This is a genomic window from Pseudomonas sp. Pso3, assembly GCF_055393275.1.
Genome location: NZ_AP043687.1, coordinates 1,197,206 through 1,217,393, shown reverse-complemented (window position 1 = coordinate 1,217,393; position 20,188 = coordinate 1,197,206). Strand labels below are relative to the sequence as shown.

Here is a 20,188-nt window from a genome sequence, read left to right as displayed (position 1 = left end):
CGCGGCTTGGCTTCACGAAGCGCAACCGGGGAGCGTGTGCCTACAGAGGCCCGGGCGGAGCAGCGCGCCATATGCGGAAACAGAAGGAACGGCGACCGCCCTGCCCCGGGCGGTCGCCATGCCCGGTCTAGCCCGGGGCGAAGAGCAGGTTGGGCGCGTGGCGCTCGTAGCCCTCTTCCGCCAGGCGCACGTCCAGCGCCAGGCTGGCGAGGTCGGCGGACAGGGGCTCGCTGCGGGCGTCGTGGTCGCGATAGAGGTGCTTGAGGTAGGTCTTGCAGTGGGCGCAGGTCTCGGCGCGCAGCGGGGCCTTCTGGGCGTTGGCGTCGTCGGTGCTCAGAGAGTAGTAGCCCAGCCCCTTGCCGGTCTCGCAGTGGCTGCACTTGACCCGCACGAAGTGCCATTCGCAGGCGCACAGCGAACAGGTGAGGTACCTCAGGCCATTGGCCTTGCCCAGGTGATGGATGACGCCGGCCATGGGCGGCGCGCCGCAGCAGGGGCAGGCCGTCTGGCTGCCCTGTTCGCGCAGGGCGCTGAAGTCGCTGCGCTGCAGCCAGTGGGTCCAGGCCACCTGCAGGGCGGCGCCGAGGAAGGGCACCACGCCGGCCGGCACCAGCTCGTAGCTGCCCGCCAGCAGGGCGATGGCCCAGGCCTTGCGCTGGCCCGCGTCGGCCTGGCGCAATTCGTCCAGGGCGGCCTGCACCGGCGCCTGAGAGAGCGTGAGGGTCTCCAGCAAGGCATCCAGGGCGGGCAGCCAGTCGCCTTCGCGGACCAGGGTGTCGTAGCCCAGGGGTGGCAGGCCGTGCTGCAGACTCCGGGCGCTGCGCGCCTCGTCCAACGGCAGGGGCGCGAGGCGGTCGAAGACGCCTTGCTGGGCCTCGCACACCTCGGCCATCAGCAACAGGTAGTCGCCCAGGGCATTGCCGGTGGCCAGCAGGCGCAGGCGGTCGGCGCGATAGCCGAACAGCTCGCCACCGGGCAGCAGGATGAAATCGGGATTGACGGCCGCGGCTTCGATTTCGCCGGGCTCGAGGATCTGGCCCGCCATGGCAGGGCTCCTTAGCAGAACGGTGGAAGAGAGTATTCAGGATAGCGGGCGGGTTGGGGTGCGGGCTCTGCTGCCCTCACCCCAACCCTCTCCCGGAGGGAGAGGGGGCAAAATGCCGCTTACCTCATCCGGTAGGTTGGGTTGAGCGTAGCGAAGCCCAACAGCAAAGGGCTCACTTCTTCTCGCGGGTGACCTTCTCGTACCACAGCGAGTGGTGCTTCTTCGCCCAGGCCCGGCTCACCCAGCCGGTCATCATCGCGGTCACCGAACCCTTGATCCAGATCCCGGCATAGATGTGCACGATGATCGACAGCACCAGCACGAAGGCGGCGACGGCATGGGCCAGGGCGCCCAGGCGGATCACCGGGATGGGGAACAGGTGGGCGAAGTACTGCCGCCAGATGACCACGCCGCTGACCAGCAGCACCAGCATGCAGGCCAGCAGCACCCAGAACAGGATCTTCTGCCCGGGGTTGTACTTGTCGATCGGCGGCAGCTTTTCCTCGCGGTTGTTCAGGACGTCGTTGATCTGCTTGAGCCACTGGGCGTCCTCGCGACCGATCTTGTTGTGCCGCCAGAAGCGGATCACCAGAAAGGCGAAGAACACGAACATCGCCACGCCCATGAAGGGATGCAGGATGCGCGTCCAGGTGCCGCCGCCGAACAGGTTCGAAAGCCAGAACAGCGCGGGATGGAACAGCGCCAGTCCCGACAGCCCGGCCATGAAGAACAGGATCGCCACGATCCAGTGGTTGGTCCGCTCGTTGGCGTTGTAACGCTGGATTTCAGGTTTCATCTCGATCTCCCAGGACGCCCCCGGCCACGCCGGGGGCGTACCCCTGCTAGGGCTGCTTGTCGTGCGGATCGAAGATCTGCACGGACGGACTCAGCTGCTTGACCTCGCCCCTGGGCGTATCGCCCTCGGGACGGGGCGGCGCCTCGACCACCTCGTCGTCGTCATCGGTCCGGTTGGGGCCGACACGCACGTAGTGGAAGAAGCCGGCCAGCACCGCCGCGCCCATGGCGAACAGCGCCAGGGGCTTGGTGAAGCCCTTCCACAGGCCCACGGTGGGGCTGATGGTCGGGTCCTTGGGCAGGTGGTTGTACAGCTGCGGCTGGTCGGCATGGTGCAGCACGTACATGACGTGGGTGCCCCCTACCCCAACCGGGTCGTACAGACCGGCGTTCTCGTAGCCGCGGCTCTTGAGATCGACGATGCGCTCGGCGGCGTGCTCCTTCATGGCGTCCTTGGTGCCGAAGGTGATGGCGCCGGTCGGGCAGGTCTTCACGCAGGCCGGCTCCAGGCCGACCCCGACCCGGTCCGAACACAGCGAGCACTTGTAGGCCTTGTTGTCCTTTTTCGAGATCCGCGGGATGTCGAAGGGGCAACCGGCGATGCAGTAGCCGCAACCGATGCAGTGGTCCTGGTTGAAGTCGACGATGCCGTTGGCGTACTTGACGATGGCCCCCGGACTCGGACAGGCCTTGAGGCAACCCGGCTCGGCGCAGTGCATGCAGCCGTCCTTGCGGATCAGCCACTCCAGCTTGCCGGCCTCGTCCTCGTGCTCGGTGAAGCGCATCAGCGTCCAGGAGTCCGCGGTGAGGTCCGCCGGGTTGTCGTAGGTGCCGTGGGTGTGGCCCACCTCGTCGCGCAGCTCGTTCCATTCCGAGCAGGCGACCTGGCAGGCCTTGCAGCCGATGCACTTGGACACGTCGATCAGCTTGGCCACTTCCGCCTGGGTGCGCACCGAGGTGTAGGCCGTGGTGGTCGCGGAGCGGGCATAGATATCCTGACTGGCCATCACGCTTTCTCCACGTTGACGAGGAACGACTTGAACTCGGGTGTCTGGGTGTTACCGTCACCCACGAAGGGGGTCAGGGTGTTGGCCAGATAACCCATCCGCGCCACACCGGAGAAGCCCCAGTGGATGGGGATGCCGACGTGGTGCACCGTCTCGCCGTTGACCTGCAGCGGACGGATCCGCTTGGTCACCACCGCCTTGCAGACGATGTGGCCACGCTTGGAGGTGACGCGCACCAGATCACCGGCGGCGATGCCCTTCTGCTTGGCCAGCACCTCGCCGATCTCGACGAATTGCTCCGGCTGGATGATGGCGTTGAGGCGGCAGTGCTTGCTCCAGTAGTGGAAGTGCTCGGTCAGGCGGTAGGTGGTGGCCGCATAGGGGAAATCCTTGCGATCGCCGAAGTCCGCCCAGTCGTCCTTGAGCACCCGCGCCGCCGGGCTGTTCAAGGCCTTGCGGTTGTTGGGGTGCAGCGGGTTGACGCCGATGGGCGTCTCGAACGGCTCGTAGTGCTCCGGGAAGGGCCCTTCGGCCATCTTGTCCAGGGCGAAGAAGCGCGCCACCCCTTCGGGGTTCATGATGAAGGGACTCATGCCGTCGGCCGGCTTGGCGTCGATCTTGTAGTCGGGTACGTCGGTACCGCCCCACTTCTGCGCCTTGTCGTTCCACCACACCAGCTTCTTGCTCGGGTCCCAGGGCTTGCCCTGGAGATCCGAGGAAGCGCGGTTGTAGAGGATGCGTCTGTTGTTCGGCCACGACCAGGCCCAGCCCAGGGTCTGCCCCATGTGGAAGGGATCGCTGTTGTCGCGCCGCGCCATCTGGTTGCCCTGCTCGGTCCAGGACCCGCAGAAGATCCAGCAACCCGACGCCGTGCTGCCATCGTCCATCAGCTGGCCGAAACCGGCGAGTTGCTGGCCGGCCTTGGCTGAGACCGCGCCCTTGGCATCCAGCACATCGGTGACGGCGTAGCCGTTGAACTCCTTGGCCAGCTCCTCGGGGGCCGGCTCCTCGGGCTTGGCGTAGGGCCAGGACAGCCCCAGGATGGGATCGGGGAAGGCCCCGCCCTCCCTGGAATAGGCCTCGCGCAGCTTGAGGAACAGCTCGGACATGATGGCGATGTCGCTGCGCCCTTCGCCGGGTGCCTCGGCACCCTTGTAGTGCCACTGCAGCCAGCGGCTGGAGTTGACCAGGGAGCCGTCTTCCTCGGCGAAGCAGGTGGTGGGCAGGCGGAACACCTCGGTCTGGATCTCCGCGGTGTTCACATCGTTGTGATCGCCGTGGTTGCGCCAGAACTCGGAGGTCTCGGTGGCAAGCGGGTCCATGATCACCAGCCACTTGAGCTTGGACAGCCCGCGCATCACCTTGGCCTTGTTGGGGAAGGCGGCGATGGGGTTGAAGCCCTGGCAGACATAGCCGTTGACCTGGCCCTTGCCCATCATGTCGAAGTAGCGCAGGACGTCGTAGCCGGCGCCGGTGACATCGACCTTGGGCAACCAGTGGTAGCACCAGTCGTTGTCCTTGGTGGCCTTGTCGCCGTACCAGGCCTTCATCAGGCTGACGTGAAACTTGCCGTAGTTCTGCCAGTAGCTCAGCTGCCCCGGGCGCAGCGGCTTGCTGGCGCGCTTGGTGATGAAGGCGTTGTAGTCCTGCTCGCCGTCACCGCCGATGGTCAGGTAGCCGGGCAGCTGGATCGACAGCAGGCCCAGGTCGGTGAGGCCCTGGATATTGGAGTGACCGCGCAGGGCGTTCATGCCGCCACCGGGCATGCCGATGTTGCCCAGCAGCAGTTGCACCATGGCACCGCAGCGGATGATCTGCGCGCCGATGGAGTGCTGGGTCCAGCCCAGGGCATAGAGGATGGTCATGACGCGACCGGGCGCCGAGGTCTCGGCGATTTCCGCCCAGACCTTCTGGATCGCCTCGGGCGGCGTGCCGCAGGTCTGGCTGGCCACCTCCAGGGTGTAGCGGCTGTAGTGCTGCTTCATCAGCTGGAAGACGCAGCGCGGATCCTGCAGGGTCGGATCGATCTTGACGAAGCCGTCGTCGCCGATCTGATAGCCCCAGTTCACCTTGTCGGTGTAGGTGCGCTTCTCCGCATCGTAGCCGTTGTACAGGCCGTCCTCGAAGGTGAAGCCTTCCTTCACCAGGAAGCCGGCGTCGGTGTAGTTGCGGACGTACTCCTGCTGGATCTTGTCGTTCGTGATCAGGTAATTGATCAACCCGCCCAGGAAGGCGATGTCGCTGCCGGTGCGGATCGGCGCGTAGTAATCCGCCACCGAGGCGGAACGGGTGAAACGCGGATCGACCACGATCAGCCGGGCGTTGTTGTGCGCCTTGGCCTCGGTGACCCATTTGAAGCCGCATGGATGGGCTTCAGCGGCATTGCCGCCCATGATGAGGACGAGATTGGCGTTCTTGATGTCGCTCCAATGATTCGTCATCGCACCACGGCCAAACGTCGGGGCAAGACCTGCCACCGTCGGGCCGTGTCAGACGCGCGCCTGGTTGTCGAAGGCCAGCAGGCCCAGACTCCGTGCGATCTTGTGCGTCAGATAACCGGTTTCATTGGAGGATGCCGAGGCGGCCAGGAAGCCCGTGGTCAGCCAGCGATTGACCGTCTGGCCCTTGTCGTTGGTGGCGATGAAGTTGGCATCGCGGTCTTCCTTCATCAGGGTGGCGATGCGCCCGAGCGCCTCGTCCCAGCTGATGCGGGTCCACTCGTTGCTGCCGGGCTTGCGGACTTCGGGGTACTTGAGGCGATTGGGGCTGTGGATGAAATCCAGCAGGCCAGCGCCCTTCGGGCAGAGGGTGCCGCGATTGACCGGGTGGTCGGCGTCGCCCTCGATGTGAATGATGTTCTGGGCCACGTTCTTGGCCCGGTCGCCCATGCTGTACATGATCAGGCCGCAGCCGACCGAGCAGTAGGGACAGGTGTTACGGGTTTCCACGGTGTGCGCCAGTTTGAAATGGCGCACCTGGTCGGCAAAGGCGGCTGTGGGAGCCATGCCTAACGCCGCCAGGCTGGATCCCGCAAGGCCGACTCCAGCGACCTTGAAGAATTGCCGACGGTTCATATCCACGGTTCTTATCCTCGTTCAGGCTGGGTCCGGTGCGTAGCCGGACCCTGCACAGAGAGTAACCCAACCGTCTGGCTTATCGAGCGCTTCGCTGTTGTCGCCGATCAATGGAAGTCGGCCTTCCGTCTCCTGATCCGCCGCGGTCTGACGAACGGGGTGGCGAGTGGGCAGCGGATCGCGACTGCTTATCCAGCGGATGTGCAAGGTCAGGGCCTGGCGAAAGGCGTCCGGTAGAGCGGTCCGCTGATCCTGTCGATTCGGCAGCGCCGGAAAGTCATGCTAAGCTCGCTAACTTTCCTCGCGATGCCTCGGACCCCTTCACCATGTCCAAGCGCCTGCCGACGCCGCCATAGCACCACCCCTCCCCCGGTAACCGCCCCTGCGGCGGCTGCCCGTGTCTTGCTGCCCTGTCGTCTCTCCGCGATCGCGCCCCGCCGCGCCATCGCCCGTTCTGGATACGCCATGAAAAGTGTCTCTCCCCGCGCCGACATCCTGGCCGGTCTCACCACGTCCTTTGCCCTGGTGCCCGAGTGCATCGCCTTCGCCCTGGTCGCCCATCTCAACCCGCTGATGGGGCTCTATGGCGCCTTCTTCATCTGTACCCTCACCGCCCTCTTCGGTGGCCGCCCCGGCATGGTCTCCGGCGCCGCCGGCTCCATGGCGGTGGTCATCATCGCCCTGGTGGTGCAGCACGGCGTGCAGTACCTGCTGGCCACGGTGGTGCTCGGCGGCCTGCTGATGATCGGCTTCGGTCTTCTGCGCCTGGGCAAGCTGATCCGCATGGTGCCGCACCCGGTGATGCTGGGGTTCGTCAACGGCCTGGCCATCGTCATCGCCCTGGCCCAGCTGGAGCACTTCAAGCAGGGCGAGACCTGGCTCAGCGGTACCCCGCTGTATCTGATGATCGGCCTGACCGCAGCGACCATGGCCATCATCTGGCTCCTGCCGCGCCTGACCCGCGCCGTGCCGCCGGCCCTGGCCGCCATCCTCGGCGTCGGCCTGGCGGTGCACTTCCTCGACCTGCCGACCCGTACCCTGGGCGACATGGCCCATATCGCCGGCGGCCTGCCGCGGCTGGCGCTGCCCGACATCCCCTGGAGTCTGGAAACCCTGCAGATCATCCTGCCCTATGCGGTGCTGATGGCCCTGGTCGGCCTGCTGGAGACCCTGCTGACGCTGAATCTCACCGACGAAATCACCGAGAGCCGCGGCCGCCCCAATCGCGAGTGCGTGGCGCTCGGCGCGGCCAACCTGGCCTCGGGGCTGTTCGGCGGCATGGGCGGTTGCGCCATGATCGGCCAGACCATGATCAACCTGAGTTCGGGTGGCCGTGGCCGGCTGTCAGGGGTGGTCGCCGGCGTGCTGATGCTGCTCTTCGTGCTGTTTCTCTCGCCGCTGATCGAGCGCATTCCCCTGGCGGCGCTGGTCGGCACCATGTTCGTGGTCGCCCAGCAGACCTTTGCCTGGGCCTCGCTGCGGGTGCTGCACCGGGTACCGCGCAGCGACATGCTGATGATCGTCGCCGTCACCGTGATCACCGTCTTCGCCGATCTCGCCACCGCGGTGCTCTGCGGCATCGTCCTGGCCGCGCTCAACTTCGCCTGGCAGCATGCCCGCCGGCTCTATGCCGACAGCCACCTGGAGGCCGATGGCAGCAAGAGGTACCAGGTGCACGGCACCCTGTTCTTCGCCTCCACCGCCACCTTTCTCAACCAGTTCGATCCGGCCGGCGATCCCGCGAAGGTCGTGGTGGACTGCCGCCACCTGAGTTTCGTCGACTACTCCGCGGTGGCGGCGCTGCATACCCTGCACGAACGCTATGCCAAGGCCGGCAAGCGGGTGCGGGTGCTGCACCTGTCGCAACGCTGCAAGCAGCTGCTGCGTCGCGGCGGGGTGACGGACGACCTCGCCCTCGGCGATTGAACCCCGGACGGCGCCGCCGGGTCTTTCCCAGCAATGTCCTGCTCCCGGAGATCCGCGGCCATGTCCAAGATCCTTGCCTGCCTCGACGGCTCGGCCGTCAGCGCCGCCGTCTGCGACTTCGCCGCCTGGGCGGGCCTCGCCCTGGATGCCCCGCTCACCCTGCTGCATGTACTGGATCAGCGCCGCTTCCCACGGCCGGGCCAGGCCACGCCGCCGCTGCTGGTCAACCGCGAACACCTGCTCACCGAGCTGGCCGCCCTGGACGCCCAGCGCGGCAATCTCGCCGAAGACCAGGGGCGGCTGCTGCTCGATGCCGCCCAGTTGCGGGTAGAGGAGCAGCAGGCCCGCTGCGCCGGCGCCGTGCTGCAGCACGGTGACCTGATAGGTTCGCTGGAGAGTCTGCAGGAGGATTTTGATCTCATCGTGCTGGGCCGCCAGGGCGAGGACAGCCCGCCCAAGCGGCTGATCGGTCGCCATTTGGAGAGCGCCATCCGCCTCCTGCATCGCCCGCTGCTGGTGGCCGGCCACCTATTCGTCAAACCCGACGGCGTGCTGCTGGCCTATGACGACAGCAGCAGCGCCCGCAAGGCGGTGACCTGGGTGGCCAACTGCCGACTGTTCGACGGCCTGGCCTGCCACCTGGTGACGGTCGGCCGCGACCGCGAAGAACGCCGCGCCGCCCTCGCCCGCGCTGCCGACGAACTCAGAGCCCGGGGCCGCACGGTCACCACCGCCATCACCGACGGCGACGTGGAACTGGGCCTGGAGCGCTATCGCAAGCAGCACGGCCTGGAGCTGGTGGTGATGGGCGCCTTCGGCCACTCCCGCCTGCGCCACTTCTTCATGGGCAGCAACACCCGCAACATGCTGGAAGCCGCCGGCAGCGCGCTGATCGTGGTGCGCTAGTTAAGGCTCGCGCGCACCCTAGAAATCCACCCGTCCGCGACTGGCCTTGAGGCCGCTGCGACGCGACTTGCCCTCCAGGCGGCGCTGCTTGGAGCCGTAGGTGGGCTTGGTGGGTCGCCGTGGCTTTTCCTTGACGTTGGCGGCGGCGATCAGCGCGGCCAGGCGCTCCAGGGCATCGGCGCGATTCTGCTCCTGGGTGCGGTATTGCTGCGCCTTGATCACCACCACGCCGTCGCGGCTGATGCGCCCATCGCGCAAGGCCAGCAGGCGCGCCTTGAGCGCTTCCGGCAGCGACGAGGCCTGGATGTCGAATCTCAGGTGGACGGCGCTGGAGACCTTGTTGACGTTCTGGCCACCCGCGCCCTGGGCGCGCACCGCGGTGAGCTGGATTTCTTGCTCCGGCAGCGTCAGACGCTCGTCGATGACCAGGGTCACGCCGGCTGCGCGCCGCGGCTGAGCCAGGCGTCCAGCAGCGGCTCCAGTTCGTCCAGCGGCTGGTAGCCGTTGGTGATCAGCGCCAGCTGGCCGTCCCGCTCGGCCAGCAGCGTGGGGAAACCGGCGATGCCCAGATTGAGTGCCCAGTCGAAGTCGGCCTGGGTGGCCAGGTGCGCCGCCTCACCGTCGAACAGCGGGGCGAATTCGATGCGCGGCAGGCCACAGGCCTCGGCCAGTTCCACCAGCAGCGCCGGCTGGGTGACGTCGCGGGCTTCGACATAGAAGGCCCGCTGGATGCGCTTGGTCAGCGGCCAGACGGCCTCCTCGTCGAGTTGGCGCGCGGCGACCAGGGCGCGGCAGGCCGGCTCGGTGTCGTACACCAGGCCCTCCGGCGGGCCCTGGTCGAGGGCGAAGGGCTGGCCGGTGGTCTCCTGTACCGCCTGCCAGTAGGCCAGGGTGCGCACCCGGCTGGCGGTGTCCTGGGCCACCCGCTCGCGGCGCAGGCCGCCGACCACCAGCTGCAGGGGGATGTTCTGGGCAGCCGCCCGCTCGGCCAGGCGCTCGACCACCGGGGCGAAGCCCCAGCACCAGGAGCACATGGGGTCCATCACATAGAGCAGGCGACCGGTCATCCTAGACCTCCTCGAGGCTGGGCGTGGCGTTGAGCCGCGGATCGCGGCCGATGGGGTGGGGTTCGTTGCGCAGGCGCGCCAGTTCGATCTGCTTCTGCCGCTCGCGAGCGCCGGCGCGGGTCTTTTCCGACAGCGAATCCCAGCAGTGCGGGCAGCTGATGCCGGGGCTGTAGTGCGGCGACTGCATGTCTTCCGGCGAGACCGGCGTGCGGCAGGCATGGCACTGGTCGTAGACCCCTTCGGCGAGGTCATGGGTCACGGTCACCCGGTTGTCGAAGACGAAGCACTCGCCCTCCCAGCGCGACTCGGCCGCGGGCACCTCTTGGAGGTACTTGAGGATGCCGCCCTTGAGGTGGAAGACCTCGGGAAAGCCCTCCTGCAGCATGAAGCTCGACGCCTTCTCGCAGCGGATGCCGCCGGTGCAGAACATGGCGACCTTCCGGTGCCGGGCCGGATCGAAGTGCTCGCGGATATAGGCCGGGAAATCGCGGAAGCTCTTGGTCTTGGGATCGATGGCGCCCTTGAAGCTGCCGATGCCCACCTCGTAGTCGTTGCGGGTATCGATCACCAGCACCTCGGGATCGTCGACCAGGGCATTCCAGTCCCGGGGCTCGACATAGGTGCCCACGCGGCGGTTGGGATCGACGCCGGGCACGCCCAGGGTGACGATTTCCTTCTTCAGCTTGACCTTGGTGCGATAGAAGGGCTGCTCGGCGCAGTAGGATTCCTTGTGGTCGATGTCGACCAGGCGCGGATCGGCGCGCAGCCAGGCCAGTACCGCATCGATGCCTTCGCGGCTGCCGGAGACGGTGCCGTTGATGCCTTCCTCGGCCAGCAGCAGGGTGCCCTTGACGTCGTTCGCCAGGAGGGTCTGCAGCAGGGGTTCACGCAATTGGACGTAGTCGTCCAGGGTGACGAACTTGTACAAGGCCGCCACGACAATCTTGTCGGTCATCTTCGGGTTCCCAGGGGTCGCCCTCGCAAAGGGCGGACCGGTTAGACGAAAACGCCGGCAAGGATGCCGGCGCCGATCAAATTTTAACCAATACAGGCTATCGCTGAACAGGGCTGGCGGGACTCAACCCGCCAGGTCGTGCTTGCTGCCGCCGCGGCAGGTGGGCGAATCCGGTGCCTGCCCCTGGGCCGCCCACTCTTCCGGGGTGTAGGTGTGCAGCGCCAGGGCATGGAACTGGCCCATGAGTTCGCCCAGGGTGCCGTAGACCTTCTGGTGGCGCTTCACCGCGTTGAGACCGGCGAAGTGCGGGCTGACCACCACCGCCTTGTAGTGAGTCTCCTGGCCGCGACTGTGCATGTGGCTTTCGTCCAGCACCTCCAGGTGCTCGGGTTGCAACAGGCCCAGGCTGGACTGGATACGTTCGCGCATGCTCATGGGGATACCTCGACTGTAAGAACCCGCATTCTAACGGGCTGGCGGCCCGCCCGGAATCGCTCCGGTCGGCCCACAAACGACAAAGCCCGGAACGGGTCCGGGCTTCGTGGCAACGGCGGGAATCAGCGCTTGGCGGGCGGCGGCGCGTTCTCGGCACCGGCCGGCGGCTTCACGCCCAGCTCCTTGTCCATCTCGGCGAGGATGCCGTTGACCTTGGGTACCGCCTGCTCCAGCTTGGCCTGGGTCAGCTGGGCGGACTGCGCCGACAGGCGCGGCAGGGTGGCGATCATCTTCTTGCCCAGATCGGACTGGTAGAACTTGATCAGGCCTTCCAGCTCGTCTTCGGTGAAGTTGTCGGTATACAGCTTGACCATCTCGGGCTTGATCTTTTCCCAGCCGATGGTGCTGTCCAGCGCCTGGTTGGCGCGGGCGGTGTAGCTTTCCAGCACGGCCTTCTTGGCCGGCGCCTTGGCCTGCTCGAAGTGCTGGGCGAAGAGTTGCTGGACCTGGGCATAGACCGGCGTGGTCAGCTTGTCGGCGTTGGCCAGCTTGAGAAAGCGCTCCGCGTCGGCCGCGTGGCTCTTGGCATCGGCCAGGGCGAAGCTGCTGGCGCTGGCGAGCACAACGACGGCGCCAAGCGTACGGAGGGTCTTCTTCATGGGCATCCTTCAGGAGGCTGAAAATGGACCGCGAGTGTGCCACAGAGCGGCTGAACCTGGCCTGAACTTGGTGAGGATCCGCAGCCATTTGAGAATACTTCCCATTTGGGAACCCTGGCGCTAACCTGCTGCCCAAGTTAGCTGGACCCTACCTCATCAACGGAGACCGCCATGAGCCGCACCGAAACCGATAGCATCGGCCCCATCGAAGTAGCCGACGACGTCTACTGGGGTGCCCAGACCCAGAGGTCGCTGGAAAACTTCGCCATCGGCAACCAGCAGATGCCGCTGGCGGTGGTGCATGCCCTGGCGACGGTGAAGAAGGCGGCCGCGCGGGTCAATCTGCGCCTTGGCGAGTTGCCGGAAGACGTCGCCACCCTGATCGAGAAGGCCAGCAGCGAGATCCTCGACGGTTTCCATGACGACCAGTTTCCCCTGGTGGTCTGGCAGACCGGCAGCGGCACCCAGAGCAACATGAACGTCAACGAGGTCATCGCCGGGCGCAGCAACGAACTGGCCGGCAACGGCATGGGCGGCAAGAAGCCGGTCCATCCCAATGACCACGTCAATCGCGGGCAGAGCTCCAACGACTGCTTCCCCACCGCCATGCACATCGCCACCGCCCTGGCGGTGCAGAACGACCTGCTGCCGGCCATCGCCGAGCTGTCCGGCGGCCTGGCACTGCAATCGGCGCGCTACCAGAACCTGGTCAAGACCGGCCGCACCCACATGATGGACGCCACCCCGGTGACCTTCGGCCAGGAGCTGTCGGCCTTCGTCGCCCAGCTGGATCTGGCCGAGCGGGCCATCCGCAACGCCCTGCCGGCGGTCCTGGAACTGGCCCAGGGCGGCACCGCCGTGGGCACCGGTCTCAACGCGCCCAAGGGCTTCGACGAAGCCATCGCCAAGGAAATCGCCGAACTCACCGGTCTGCCCTTCGTCACCGCACCGAACAAGTTCGCCGCCCTCGCCGGCCATGAGCCGCTGGTGGCCCTGCACGGCGGCCTCAAGACCCTGGCCGTGGCCCTGATGAAGATCGCCAACGACCTGCGCCTGCTGGGCTCCGGTCCGCGCGCCGGCTTCGCCGAGGTGAAACTGCCGGCCAACGAACCGGGCAGCTCCATCATGCCGGGCAAGGTCAATCCCACCCAGTGCGAGGCCCTGTCGATGCTGGCCTGCCAGGTGATCGGCAACGACGTCACCGTGGGTTTCGCCGCGAGTCAGGGCCATCTGCAGCTCAACGTCTACAAGCCGGTGATCGCCCACAACGTGCTGGAATCCATTCGCCTGCTGGCCGATGGCTGCCGCAACTTCAACACCCATTGCGTCACCGGCATGGAGCCGGACGAGCACAAGATGGCCGAGCACCTGGAACAGGGGCTGATGCTGGTGACGGCGCTCAATCCGCACATCGGCTACGACAAGGCCGCCGAGATCGCCAAGAAGGCCTATGCCGAGAACAAGACCCTGCGCGCCGCCGCGCTGGAGCTCGGCTACCTGACCGATGCGCAGTTCGACGAATGGGTACGTCCGGAAACCATGCTGGAAGCCGGTGGCCGTGGCTGAGGCACGCGGCGCCACGCCGCTGGAAGGGGATGGCCGGCGCCTGCTGGTCATCCAGGGCAATCCCAAGCGCACCAGTTTCTGCCAGTCGCTGGCCGATGCCTATGTCCAGGGCGCCCAGGCCAGTGGCCAGGTGGTGCGCCAGCTCAAGCTGGCCGACGCCCAGTTCGATCCGGTGCTGCGCGAGGGCTATGACCTCTCGCAGACGCTGGAGCCGGATCTGCTGGAAGCCCAGCGGCAGATCCACTGGGCCGAGCACCTGGTGTTCATCTACCCGGTGTGGTGGAACGGCCTGCCGGCGGTGCTGGCGGGCTTTCTCGAGCGCGTGCTGCAACCGGGCTTCGCCTTCGCCCAGCGCGACCAGACCTGGGGCGGCGAGCCGCTGCTGACCGGCCGCAGCGCCGAGCTGCTGGTCACCTCCGACACCCCGCCCTCCCCCTGGCAGCGCCTGCGCAACCATGCGCCCCATCGCCAGGGCATCCAGGAAGGCCTCGAAGCCTGCGGCATCCAGGTGCTGCAGGTGCACGAGTACTCGCCGGTGCGGGCGGCGGACGAGGAACAGCGGCTGCGCTGGCTGCAGGAAGTGGAGCGGTTGGGGCGGAACGAGTAGTTGGGGTTTTTGATCGCGGCCATGGCGGTCCGCCGACGCGGCCGCTCCTACACGAGACGGATATTTCCGTAGGAGCGGTCACATCGGCGAACCGCCACGATCGCGATTCCGCTACTGCATACCAAGGCGTAAGGCATAACCAAAGCGCCTTTTATTCTTTCTCCTGCGGATCGACCGTCGGCACTATCGATGCTCCCCTTCCCCGCGGAGCACCGCCATGACCCGCTATCTCATCCTTCCCGGTTGGCAAGGCTCCGGCCCCGAGCATTGGCAGACCCACTGGCAACGCCGTCTGCCGGATGCCCGTCGGGTCGAACAGGACGACTGGCAGCGTCCCGATCCGCAGCGCTGGGTCGCCGCCCTCGACGCGGCCATTGCCCAGGCCAATGCGCCGGTGGTGCTGATCGCCCATAGCCTGGGGTGCGTGACCGTCGCCCGCTGGGCGGCCAGCGCCCCGGTGGCCCGCCGGCAGCGGGTGCTGGCGGCCTTGCTGGTGGCGCCGGCCGATGTCGAACGTCCGGGTTGCCCCGTGGAGCTGGTGGGTTTCGCCCCCTTGCCACGCCAACCGTTACCCTTCCCCTCGCGGGTGGTGACCTCGGACAACGACCATGCCATCAGCCTGCCGCGGGCGGAAGCCCTGGCCCAGGCCTGGGGCAGCGAACTGGATATCCTGCCCGGTGCCGGCCATATCAACACACGCTCCGGGCATCGGCAGTGGGAGGAAGGCCTGCTCCACCTGGCGAAGCTGGGATCGAGCCAGGGCCTGCGCGTCGCCTGATCCCTGCCCTTCCAGATTCAGAAGCGCCCCATCACCTGGCTCTGCCCGGGCCTGAGCCAGCCGATGCTCTGCAGCACCGACGCCATGTCGCTACCGGGCTGCGCCGTGCCCTGCACCTGCCCGCGCCAGTTCGCCAGGCTCAGGCGCAGTTCCAGGCGATGCTGGCCGGTGCGCTCGAAGACGCCCTGCAGCCAGGGCGCCGTCTGGCAATCCACCTGCAGCCGGGACTCGCCCAGGGCGAGACGCCGGGGCGCCAGGAGCTGCAGGCCATCGCCCTGCCATCCGCCACCGGCCGCCTGGCAACGTCGCCAGCTGCCTGCCAGGCGTACCTCGCCCACCAGCCGACCGGCGAGCAGCGCGCTGCCCGGCGCCTGTAGCCAGCGCAGGTCACCTCCGGCGAGATCGGCCTGCCACCGCCAGGGCCAGCCGCTGAGGACCATTGCCCAGGGCGCAGCCTCGGACTCGCCGATCCTGACCTGCAACCGGCCCGGCCAGCGCAGCTGCCATTGCCAGGGGCCGGCACCGCCGCCCGGCCAGTCGAGGCGCTGCATGCCGCCGCCCAGCAGGGAACCCTGCAGCCCCACCGGGGTGACCTGGGGCGGTAGCAGCCGCGGCAGCCAGTCCGCCGCGGGCCAATAGAGCAGGCAGCCCAGGGCGAAGATCAGCAGGGCGAACAGGGTAACGACCAGGCGCGCGAGCCAGCGGATCATGGCGTCCGCTCCACCAGCACCGCCAGGACGTCCAGTTCGAAGGCCACGCCCCCTGACTGGCTGCGAATCCTGAGGGTCTGCGGCAACCAGCCGCGTGCCCGCGCCCAGGCCTGCAGCCGTTCCACCGCAGCGATATCCGCCGCCTCGCCACGTAGGTGCCAGACCGGCTCGGCCAGGGTCAGGGCGCTGAAGGTCACCCCGCCTACCGCAGCACGCCAGTCCGTCTCCTGCAGCGGCTGGGCGACCGGCAGTGCCCGGACCTCTGCGGCGAGGCGGACCCAGTCCACCGAGGCCGGTCGGCCCCCTGGAGTGGGCCGCAGCCAGAGGATGGCGGCCAGCAGCAGAATGACCAGGCCGCCGAGGGCCAGTCGCTGGCGTTCGGCAGACAACCGCTGCCAGCGCTGCAAGAGGGTGCTCATGGTCGTTTCTCCGTCGGGGCTGCCAGGCGCAGGGTCAGACGTCCGGCCTGCCGTTGCCACTGCAGGGTAGCGAATTCCTCGCCGAGTCGGCTGCGCAAGGTCTTGTCCAGACTGGCGGGGCCTTCCAGCACCAGCTGGATGCCCTGCTCATCGAGCGACCACTCCACCAGACGCAGCCCTGGTGCGCTGGTCAGGGCGGCGCCAAGGGGCTCCCTGAGGCGCTGCCAGAGGCGCCACTGGCCCTCCAGCTGCCGCCGGGTGCGGCTGGCCAACTGGAGTTCGCGTTCGGCGCGGCCGGCCTGGAGGCCGTCGCTGGCCAGACCCAGCCGTTGGGCGACATAGGCCCGGTCGAGCTGGGCCAGTCGCCACTGCTGGACCTGTTGCAGGCCCAGGTGCAGGATCGCTAGCGCCGCGGCCGCGGCCATGCCCAGCACCAGCGGACGCGGCAGGCCCAGCGCGGGCCGACTGCGACGCTGGCCCTGGCGCGGCCAGAGATCCAGGGGCGCGACACCTGCGGCGGGCCGGGGCCAGAGGGGATCGCCAGAGGCCTCGAACCCGGCTTCGAGCAGCGCGGCCAGGGCGGGCGGCAGACTGGCTTCGAGGGCGTGCGGCCAGGTCAGCCAGACCTCGTGGCCCTCGAGGCGGGTCTTGAATCTCAGGCCTTCGCCCAGGCGCAGGCCGATCCCGCTCTCGGCGGTGGGCTCGGGCAGCAGCTGGAAGTCGACCCAGCAGGCCGCCACCGTCCAGCCGCAGGCGGCGCAGTGCTCACGCCAGGCCTCCAGCAGCGCCCGATCCAGCGCCAGCAGGCGCAGCCGACCCGGGGTGCGCCCCAGGCAGACCAGGTGCTGGTCACTGGCGTCCGCCAGCAGCTGGTCCTCCAGCAGCAGGCCCCATTCGTGCGGACGCAGCCCCTTGGGCGCGGCGACATCGAACAGGCTGCAGTCTTCGCCATGCAGCAGCAGGGTCACCGGCTGGGCGGACGCGGGCAGCGCTGCCGCGGCTTGCAGCTGGCCGTCCTGAAGGCGCGCGGCCACCAGCGGATTGTCCGGACCCGGCGGACCGGGTCGCCGCGTACGCAGGAGCAGCCGCGTGGAGCTGTGGGCGGGGCTGAGGTCGCGGCGCAGCAGGGGCAGCAGGCGCCCGAGCGGGAGGGAGGCGAACATGGGGTCAACCTGTCGGAGGCAGGGCGAAGGTACAGACATAGCCGGCACCCTGCAGGGTAAAGGTCAGCCGTACCCCGTTGGTGGGTTCGGCCGGGGGCGGATAGGCGAGCCAGCGGCCGCCGCCGTGGAATTCCAACTGCAGGCGCTCGACGCCGGACTGATCGAACACCGGTTGCCAGACCGGGGCCTCCACCGCATCCAGCTCGGCACTGCGCCAGAGTCGCAGCCGTTCCTGGGCGGCATCCCATTCCAGGCGCTGGCGACGCAGGCGACCGGCGCCCTGCCCCGTACTCAGCGGCAAGCCGTCCAGGGCGACCCAGTCCAGGCGGTTCTCGGCGGGGCGCCAGTCCAGCAGGGCGTTGTGCAGCGGCAACCGGTGTTCCTGCAGTGGGCGCAGGACCAGACCACCCAGGCGCCGCTCCAGCAGGCCGCAGAGGTCCAGCACCCGGGCGTTGGTCGATTCCCGCGCGGCCAGGCGACCGCGGGCGTCGAGCCAGAGATTGACCAGACTGCCGAGCAAGACGGCGAGCAGCGCCGTGAGGGCGATGGCCAGCAGCACCTCGATCAGGGTCATGCCCGCCTGGTTTCTCATGGCTGGACTCCGGCCTGGATCGGCCAGTCGCCCAGGCTTCGACTGAGCGCGGCATCGGCATAGAGCGTCAGCCGCCCGCCGAGGGGGCCGCTTGCGCCCTCCAGGCGCCAGTAGCAGCGTTCGCCACCCTGGTTCAACTCGCCCTGGCCGGTGGCCAGGCCCTCCACCTGCGCCCGGGCGGTGAGTTCGCGGGCGCACAGCTGGGCCAGCTCGCGGGACTGGGCGACCCCGGCGATGTCCAGTCGCTGGCCGATCACCTGGCTGACGCCCACCGCCATGAAGGCGACGATGGCCAGGGCCACCAGCACCTCGAGGAGGGTGAACCCGGTCTGCTTCATGGCCGCTCCACCGAGGCGCGGCCGCGCCCGTCGACCACCAGCAGCCACTGCCGATCGTCTTCGGCAAAGGCCAGGCGCTGGCCCTGGGTATCGCCATTCGGCCACCAGATCAGCCGCGGCTGGGCACTCACCGGTTCGGCCAGTTGCAGACCACTCGGCCAGCGCCCGTCCGGCAGATCGGCACTGGCCAGGGGTTGCCAGCGTGGCCCGCGGGTGTCGGCCACCAGTTGCAGATAGCGAAAGCCGGAGGCGTCGGCCTGCCAGCCGAGAATGCGGCCGCTGCGGCGGGCGGTGTCCCGCGCCAGCTGGAAGTCGCCCGCCAGGCTTTCCAGGCGCCACTGCCCGGCCGGGCTGCCGCCGCCCAGGCGCGCCACGCCTACGGCGGTGAGCAGGCCGACGATCAGCAGCACGACCATCAGCTCCAGCAGGGTGAAGCCGCCCTGGCGCCTTGGCATGGTGACTCAGAGGGTCCAGTTGCCGATGTCGGCGTCGCTGCCCTCGCCGCCTTCGCGGCCGTCGGCGCCGAGGCTGTAGAGATCCACCCGGCCATGTTCGCCAGGGATGCGATAGCGATAGGCGGCGCCCCAGGGGTCTTCCGGCAGGCGGCGGATATAGCCGTCGGCGCGGTAGTTGCGCGGCTCGGGGGCCTGGGTCGGCTTGCTTACCAGGGCGGCCAGGCCCTGCTCGGCGGTGGGATAGCGCAGGTTGTCCAGGCGGTACATGTCCAGCGCCTGCTCCAGGCTGGCGAGATCGGCGCGAGCCTTCTGCTGCATGGCCTTGTCCTGGTTGTCCAGCACATTGGGCGCGACGATGGCCACCAGCAGGCCGATGATGAAGATCACCACCATGATCTCGATGAGGGTGAAGCCGGCCTGGCGGGCGGGTACGGCATAAGAGCGCATCGCGAAAGTCTCCTTGGGGTGCATCAGAGGTTGAGCGCCTGGTTGAGCTGCATGATGGGCAGCAGGATGGCGAGGACGATGGCCAGCACCACGCCGCCGAGGATGAGGATCAGCACCGGTTCGAACAGCGCCAGGGCCAGGTCCACCTGCTGGTTGAAATCCCGCTCCTGAGCATCCGCAACCCGCTCCAGCATGGCGTCGAGGGTGCCGCTGGCCTCGCCGCTGGCGACCATGTTCACCAGCAGCGGCGGAAACACCGCGGTGCGATCCAGCGCCCGGCCGAGGCCGGTACCGGCGGTGACCTGCTCGATGGCGGCGTCCAGGGCGTCACCCAGGACCTGGTTGCTCAGGGTGGCACGACTGACCTGCAGGCCTTCGAGCACCGGGATGCCGCTGCCGACCAGGATCGCCAGGCTGCGGGTCAGGCGGGCGCTGTCGAGGGTGCGCAGCAACTCGCCCAGGCGCGGCAGGCGCAACAGCTGGCGATGCCAGCGTCGCCGCCACAGGACCTGGCGCAGCAGGCGCTGCAGACCGACACCGGCCAGCACCAGCAGACCCAGCAACCAGGGCCCAAAGACCAGCAGGCCATCGCTGACGGCCACCAGGGCGCGGGTGATCCAGGGCAATTGCAGGCCACTGTGGATGAATTGCTCGGTGAGCTTGGGCACCACGAAGGTCATCAGGCCGGCCACCACGGCGATGGAGACCAGGGCCAGCGCCAGGGGATAGATGAGCGCGGTACGCGCCTTGTGGCGCTGGCGCTGCACCCGTTCGAGATAGTCGGCCAGGCGTTCCAGCACCGGGCCCAGGCGCCCGGCCCGCTCCCCGGCGGCCACCAGGGTCAGGTACAGCGGATCGAAGGTGCCGGGATGGCGACCCAGGCTGTCGGCCAGGGTGTAGCCCTCGCGCACCTGGCCCAGCAGATCCAGCAGCAAGGCCTTGAGCGCCGCCTGGCGACTCTGGCGCTCGAGCATCTGCAGGGCCTCGGCCAGGGGAATGGCGGCGCCCACCAGGGTCGCCAGCTGGCGGGTGAAATCGGTGCGGCTGTTGGCGTCCAGCCGTCCGCCGCGACCGCGCGCGCCGCGCACCGGACCGCTCGCCTGCACCTCGCGGGGAAAGAGGCCGCGCTCGCGCAGCAGCTGGCGGGCGTGGCGCTCGCTTTCGGCCTGGATGACATCGCGCTGGCGACGCCCGTCGCCGTCCAGCGCCAGGTAGCGGTAGGCCGGCATCAGCGCAGCGCTCCG

22 protein-coding genes are annotated in these 20,188 nt (G+C 68.2%); 5 read left to right on the top strand and 17 right to left on the bottom strand.

The genetic code is table 11. The features are described 5' to 3' along the window. Positions 1-127: 127 nt before the first annotated feature. The 4 genes from fdhE to fdnG all read right to left on the bottom strand — a co-directional run bounded on the left by fdhE (position 128) and on the right by fdnG (position 5,927). The gene (gene fdhE / locus ACZ5R1_RS05710) at positions 128-1,045 is read right to left on the bottom strand and encodes a formate dehydrogenase accessory protein FdhE (RefSeq protein ID WP_007162370.1); all 918 of its coding nucleotides are present in this window, start codon (positions 1,043-1,045) and stop codon (positions 128-130) included. Between the two features lie 172 nt (positions 1,046-1,217). Then, positions 1,218-1,841 (bottom strand): formate dehydrogenase subunit gamma, encoded by a 624-nt coding sequence (locus ACZ5R1_RS05705; RefSeq protein ID WP_007162369.1) that lies wholly within the window; start codon positions 1,839-1,841, stop codon positions 1,218-1,220. Between the two features lie 46 nt (positions 1,842-1,887). Continuing rightward, entirely contained in the window at positions 1,888-2,847 is a 960-nt protein-coding gene (fdxH, locus tag ACZ5R1_RS05700) for a formate dehydrogenase subunit beta (RefSeq protein ID WP_074584736.1), read from the bottom strand. Further along, a complete protein-coding gene (gene fdnG / locus ACZ5R1_RS05695) occupies positions 2,847-5,927 on the bottom strand; it encodes a formate dehydrogenase-N subunit alpha (RefSeq protein ID WP_288405073.1) in 3,081 nt (1,026 codons plus the stop codon). Before fdnG ends, fdxH begins: the two co-directional genes overlap by 1 nt. Positions 5,928-6,386: 459 nt before the next feature. Here fdnG and ACZ5R1_RS05690 point away from each other — a divergent pair, with 459 nt between their 5' ends. Next, on the top strand, positions 6,387-7,847 hold the full coding sequence (locus ACZ5R1_RS05690) for a SulP family inorganic anion transporter (RefSeq protein WP_007162365.1): 1,461 nt from the start codon (positions 6,387-6,389) through the stop codon (positions 7,845-7,847). A 60-nt stretch (positions 7,848-7,907) separates the two neighbouring features. Further along, complete coding sequence (locus ACZ5R1_RS05685; protein WP_007162364.1) at positions 7,908-8,753, top strand: universal stress protein; 846 nt, start codon at positions 7,908-7,910, stop codon at positions 8,751-8,753. A gap of 18 nt (positions 8,754-8,771) precedes the next feature. Here the strand turns inward: ACZ5R1_RS05685 and arfB are convergent, their stop codons facing one another. From arfB to ACZ5R1_RS05660, 5 genes are all read right to left on the bottom strand, one after another. Continuing rightward, positions 8,772-9,188, bottom strand: coding sequence for an alternative ribosome rescue aminoacyl-tRNA hydrolase ArfB (arfB, locus tag ACZ5R1_RS05680; protein WP_464712858.1), 417 nt, complete (start codon positions 9,186-9,188; stop codon positions 8,772-8,774). Next, positions 9,185-9,820, bottom strand: a complete 636-nt coding sequence (locus ACZ5R1_RS05675; RefSeq protein WP_288405078.1) for a DsbA family protein — start codon at positions 9,818-9,820, stop codon at positions 9,185-9,187. Before ACZ5R1_RS05675 ends, arfB begins: the two co-directional genes overlap by 4 nt. Before the next feature lies 1 nt (position 9,821). Next, positions 9,822-10,775 (bottom strand): oxygen-dependent tRNA uridine(34) hydroxylase TrhO, encoded by a 954-nt coding sequence (gene trhO, locus ACZ5R1_RS05670; RefSeq protein ID WP_464712857.1) that lies wholly within the window; start codon positions 10,773-10,775, stop codon positions 9,822-9,824. Positions 10,776-10,898: 123 nt separating this feature from the next. Continuing rightward, positions 10,899-11,210 carry a BolA family protein gene (locus ACZ5R1_RS05665; protein WP_007162358.1) on the bottom strand — a complete coding sequence of 104 codons (312 nt, stop codon included), beginning with the start codon at positions 11,208-11,210 and terminating at the stop codon, positions 10,899-10,901. 122 nt (positions 11,211-11,332) lie between these two features. Then, positions 11,333-11,869, bottom strand: coding sequence for a DUF2059 domain-containing protein (locus ACZ5R1_RS05660; RefSeq protein ID WP_037006907.1), 537 nt, complete (start codon positions 11,867-11,869; stop codon positions 11,333-11,335). A 171-nt stretch (positions 11,870-12,040) separates the two neighbouring features. On the opposite strand from ACZ5R1_RS05660, the gene ACZ5R1_RS05655 reads away from it, so the two are divergent. From ACZ5R1_RS05655 to ACZ5R1_RS05645, 3 genes are all read left to right on the top strand, one after another. Beyond that, positions 12,041-13,435 (top strand): class II fumarate hydratase, encoded by a 1,395-nt coding sequence (locus ACZ5R1_RS05655; RefSeq protein ID WP_007162356.1) that lies wholly within the window; start codon positions 12,041-12,043, stop codon positions 13,433-13,435. Continuing rightward, positions 13,422-14,042: an NAD(P)H-dependent oxidoreductase gene (locus ACZ5R1_RS05650; protein ID WP_042138113.1), complete on the top strand. Its 621-nt coding sequence runs from the start codon at positions 13,422-13,424 to the stop codon at positions 14,040-14,042. Before ACZ5R1_RS05655 ends, ACZ5R1_RS05650 begins: the two co-directional genes overlap by 14 nt. A gap of 217 nt (positions 14,043-14,259) precedes the next feature. Continuing rightward, on the top strand, positions 14,260-14,820 hold the full coding sequence (locus ACZ5R1_RS05645; RefSeq protein WP_144948166.1) for an RBBP9/YdeN family alpha/beta hydrolase: 561 nt from the start codon (positions 14,260-14,262) through the stop codon (positions 14,818-14,820). A 17-nt stretch (positions 14,821-14,837) separates the two neighbouring features. On the opposite strand, the gene ACZ5R1_RS05640 is transcribed toward ACZ5R1_RS05645, so the two are convergent. From ACZ5R1_RS05640 to gspF, 8 genes are read right to left on the bottom strand one after another with little or no spacing between them, the layout of a single operon-like run. Further along, positions 14,838-15,530, bottom strand: coding sequence for a hypothetical protein (locus ACZ5R1_RS05640; protein WP_144962257.1), 693 nt, complete (start codon positions 15,528-15,530; stop codon positions 14,838-14,840). Beyond that, positions 15,527-15,949 carry a hypothetical protein gene (locus ACZ5R1_RS05635; protein ID WP_144962259.1) on the bottom strand — a complete coding sequence of 141 codons (423 nt, stop codon included), beginning with the start codon at positions 15,947-15,949 and terminating at the stop codon, positions 15,527-15,529. The genes ACZ5R1_RS05640 and ACZ5R1_RS05635 overlap by 4 nt, the downstream gene beginning before the upstream one ends. Continuing rightward, on the bottom strand, positions 15,946-17,112 hold the full coding sequence (locus ACZ5R1_RS05630; RefSeq protein ID WP_464712856.1) for a type II secretion system protein GspL: 1,167 nt from the start codon (positions 17,110-17,112) through the stop codon (positions 15,946-15,948). Before ACZ5R1_RS05630 ends, ACZ5R1_RS05635 begins: the two co-directional genes overlap by 4 nt. Before the next feature lie 4 nt (positions 17,113-17,116). Beyond that, the gene (locus ACZ5R1_RS05625; protein WP_144962261.1) at positions 17,117-17,704 is read right to left on the bottom strand and encodes a prepilin-type N-terminal cleavage/methylation domain-containing protein; all 588 of its coding nucleotides are present in this window, start codon (positions 17,702-17,704) and stop codon (positions 17,117-17,119) included. Next, positions 17,701-18,042: a prepilin-type N-terminal cleavage/methylation domain-containing protein gene (locus tag ACZ5R1_RS05620; RefSeq protein WP_007162349.1), complete on the bottom strand. Its 342-nt coding sequence runs from the start codon at positions 18,040-18,042 to the stop codon at positions 17,701-17,703. The genes ACZ5R1_RS05625 and ACZ5R1_RS05620 overlap by 4 nt, the downstream gene beginning before the upstream one ends. Beyond that, positions 18,039-18,497, bottom strand: a complete 459-nt coding sequence (locus tag ACZ5R1_RS05615) for a GspH/FimT family pseudopilin (protein WP_077172259.1) — start codon at positions 18,495-18,497, stop codon at positions 18,039-18,041. Before ACZ5R1_RS05615 ends, ACZ5R1_RS05620 begins: the two co-directional genes overlap by 4 nt. A gap of 6 nt (positions 18,498-18,503) precedes the next feature. Continuing rightward, entirely contained in the window at positions 18,504-18,944 is a 441-nt protein-coding gene (gene gspG / locus ACZ5R1_RS05610; RefSeq protein ID WP_027601436.1) for a type II secretion system major pseudopilin GspG, read from the bottom strand. 23 nt (positions 18,945-18,967) lie between these two features. Next, the gene (gene gspF / locus ACZ5R1_RS05605) at positions 18,968-20,173 is read right to left on the bottom strand and encodes a type II secretion system inner membrane protein GspF (RefSeq protein ID WP_144962263.1); all 1,206 of its coding nucleotides are present in this window, start codon (positions 20,171-20,173) and stop codon (positions 18,968-18,970) included. Positions 20,174-20,188 lie beyond the last annotated feature (15 nt).

Coding starts and splice junctions, on each gene's coding strand:
- fdhE (WP_007162370.1), bottom strand. CDS start 1,045: ATGGCGGGCCAGATCCTCGAGCCCGGCGAAATCGAAGCCGCGGCCGTC.
- ACZ5R1_RS05705 (WP_007162369.1), bottom strand. CDS start 1,841: ATGAAACCTGAAATCCAGCGTTACAACGCCAACGAGCGGACCAACCAC.
- fdxH (WP_074584736.1), bottom strand. CDS start 2,847: ATGGCCAGTCAGGATATCTATGCCCGCTCCGCGACCACCACGGCCTAC.
- ACZ5R1_RS05690 (WP_007162365.1), top strand. CDS start 6,387: ATGAAAAGTGTCTCTCCCCGCGCCGACATCCTGGCCGGTCTCACCACG.
- ACZ5R1_RS05685 (WP_007162364.1), top strand. CDS start 7,908: ATGTCCAAGATCCTTGCCTGCCTCGACGGCTCGGCCGTCAGCGCCGCC.
- ACZ5R1_RS05675 (WP_288405078.1), bottom strand. CDS start 9,820: ATGACCGGTCGCCTGCTCTATGTGATGGACCCCATGTGCTCCTGGTGC.
- trhO (WP_464712857.1), bottom strand. CDS start 10,775: ATGACCGACAAGATTGTCGTGGCGGCCTTGTACAAGTTCGTCACCCTG.
- ACZ5R1_RS05665 (WP_007162358.1), bottom strand. CDS start 11,210: ATGAGCATGCGCGAACGTATCCAGTCCAGCCTGGGCCTGTTGCAACCC.
- ACZ5R1_RS05660 (WP_037006907.1), bottom strand. CDS start 11,869: ATGAAGAAGACCCTCCGTACGCTTGGCGCCGTCGTTGTGCTCGCCAGC.
- ACZ5R1_RS05655 (WP_007162356.1), top strand. CDS start 12,041: ATGAGCCGCACCGAAACCGATAGCATCGGCCCCATCGAAGTAGCCGAC.
- ACZ5R1_RS05645 (WP_144948166.1), top strand. CDS start 14,260: ATGACCCGCTATCTCATCCTTCCCGGTTGGCAAGGCTCCGGCCCCGAG.
- ACZ5R1_RS05640 (WP_144962257.1), bottom strand. CDS start 15,530: ATGATCCGCTGGCTCGCGCGCCTGGTCGTTACCCTGTTCGCCCTGCTG.
- ACZ5R1_RS05635 (WP_144962259.1), bottom strand. CDS start 15,949: ATGAGCACCCTCTTGCAGCGCTGGCAGCGGTTGTCTGCCGAACGCCAG.
- ACZ5R1_RS05630 (WP_464712856.1), bottom strand. CDS start 17,112: ATGTTCGCCTCCCTCCCGCTCGGGCGCCTGCTGCCCCTGCTGCGCCGC.
- ACZ5R1_RS05625 (WP_144962261.1), bottom strand. CDS start 17,704: ATGAGAAACCAGGCGGGCATGACCCTGATCGAGGTGCTGCTGGCCATC.
- ACZ5R1_RS05620 (WP_007162349.1), bottom strand. CDS start 18,042: ATGAAGCAGACCGGGTTCACCCTCCTCGAGGTGCTGGTGGCCCTGGCC.
- ACZ5R1_RS05615 (WP_077172259.1), bottom strand. CDS start 18,497: ATGCCAAGGCGCCAGGGCGGCTTCACCCTGCTGGAGCTGATGGTCGTG.
- gspG (WP_027601436.1), bottom strand. CDS start 18,944: ATGCGCTCTTATGCCGTACCCGCCCGCCAGGCCGGCTTCACCCTCATC.
- gspF (WP_144962263.1), bottom strand. CDS start 20,173: ATGCCGGCCTACCGCTACCTGGCGCTGGACGGCGACGGGCGTCGCCAG.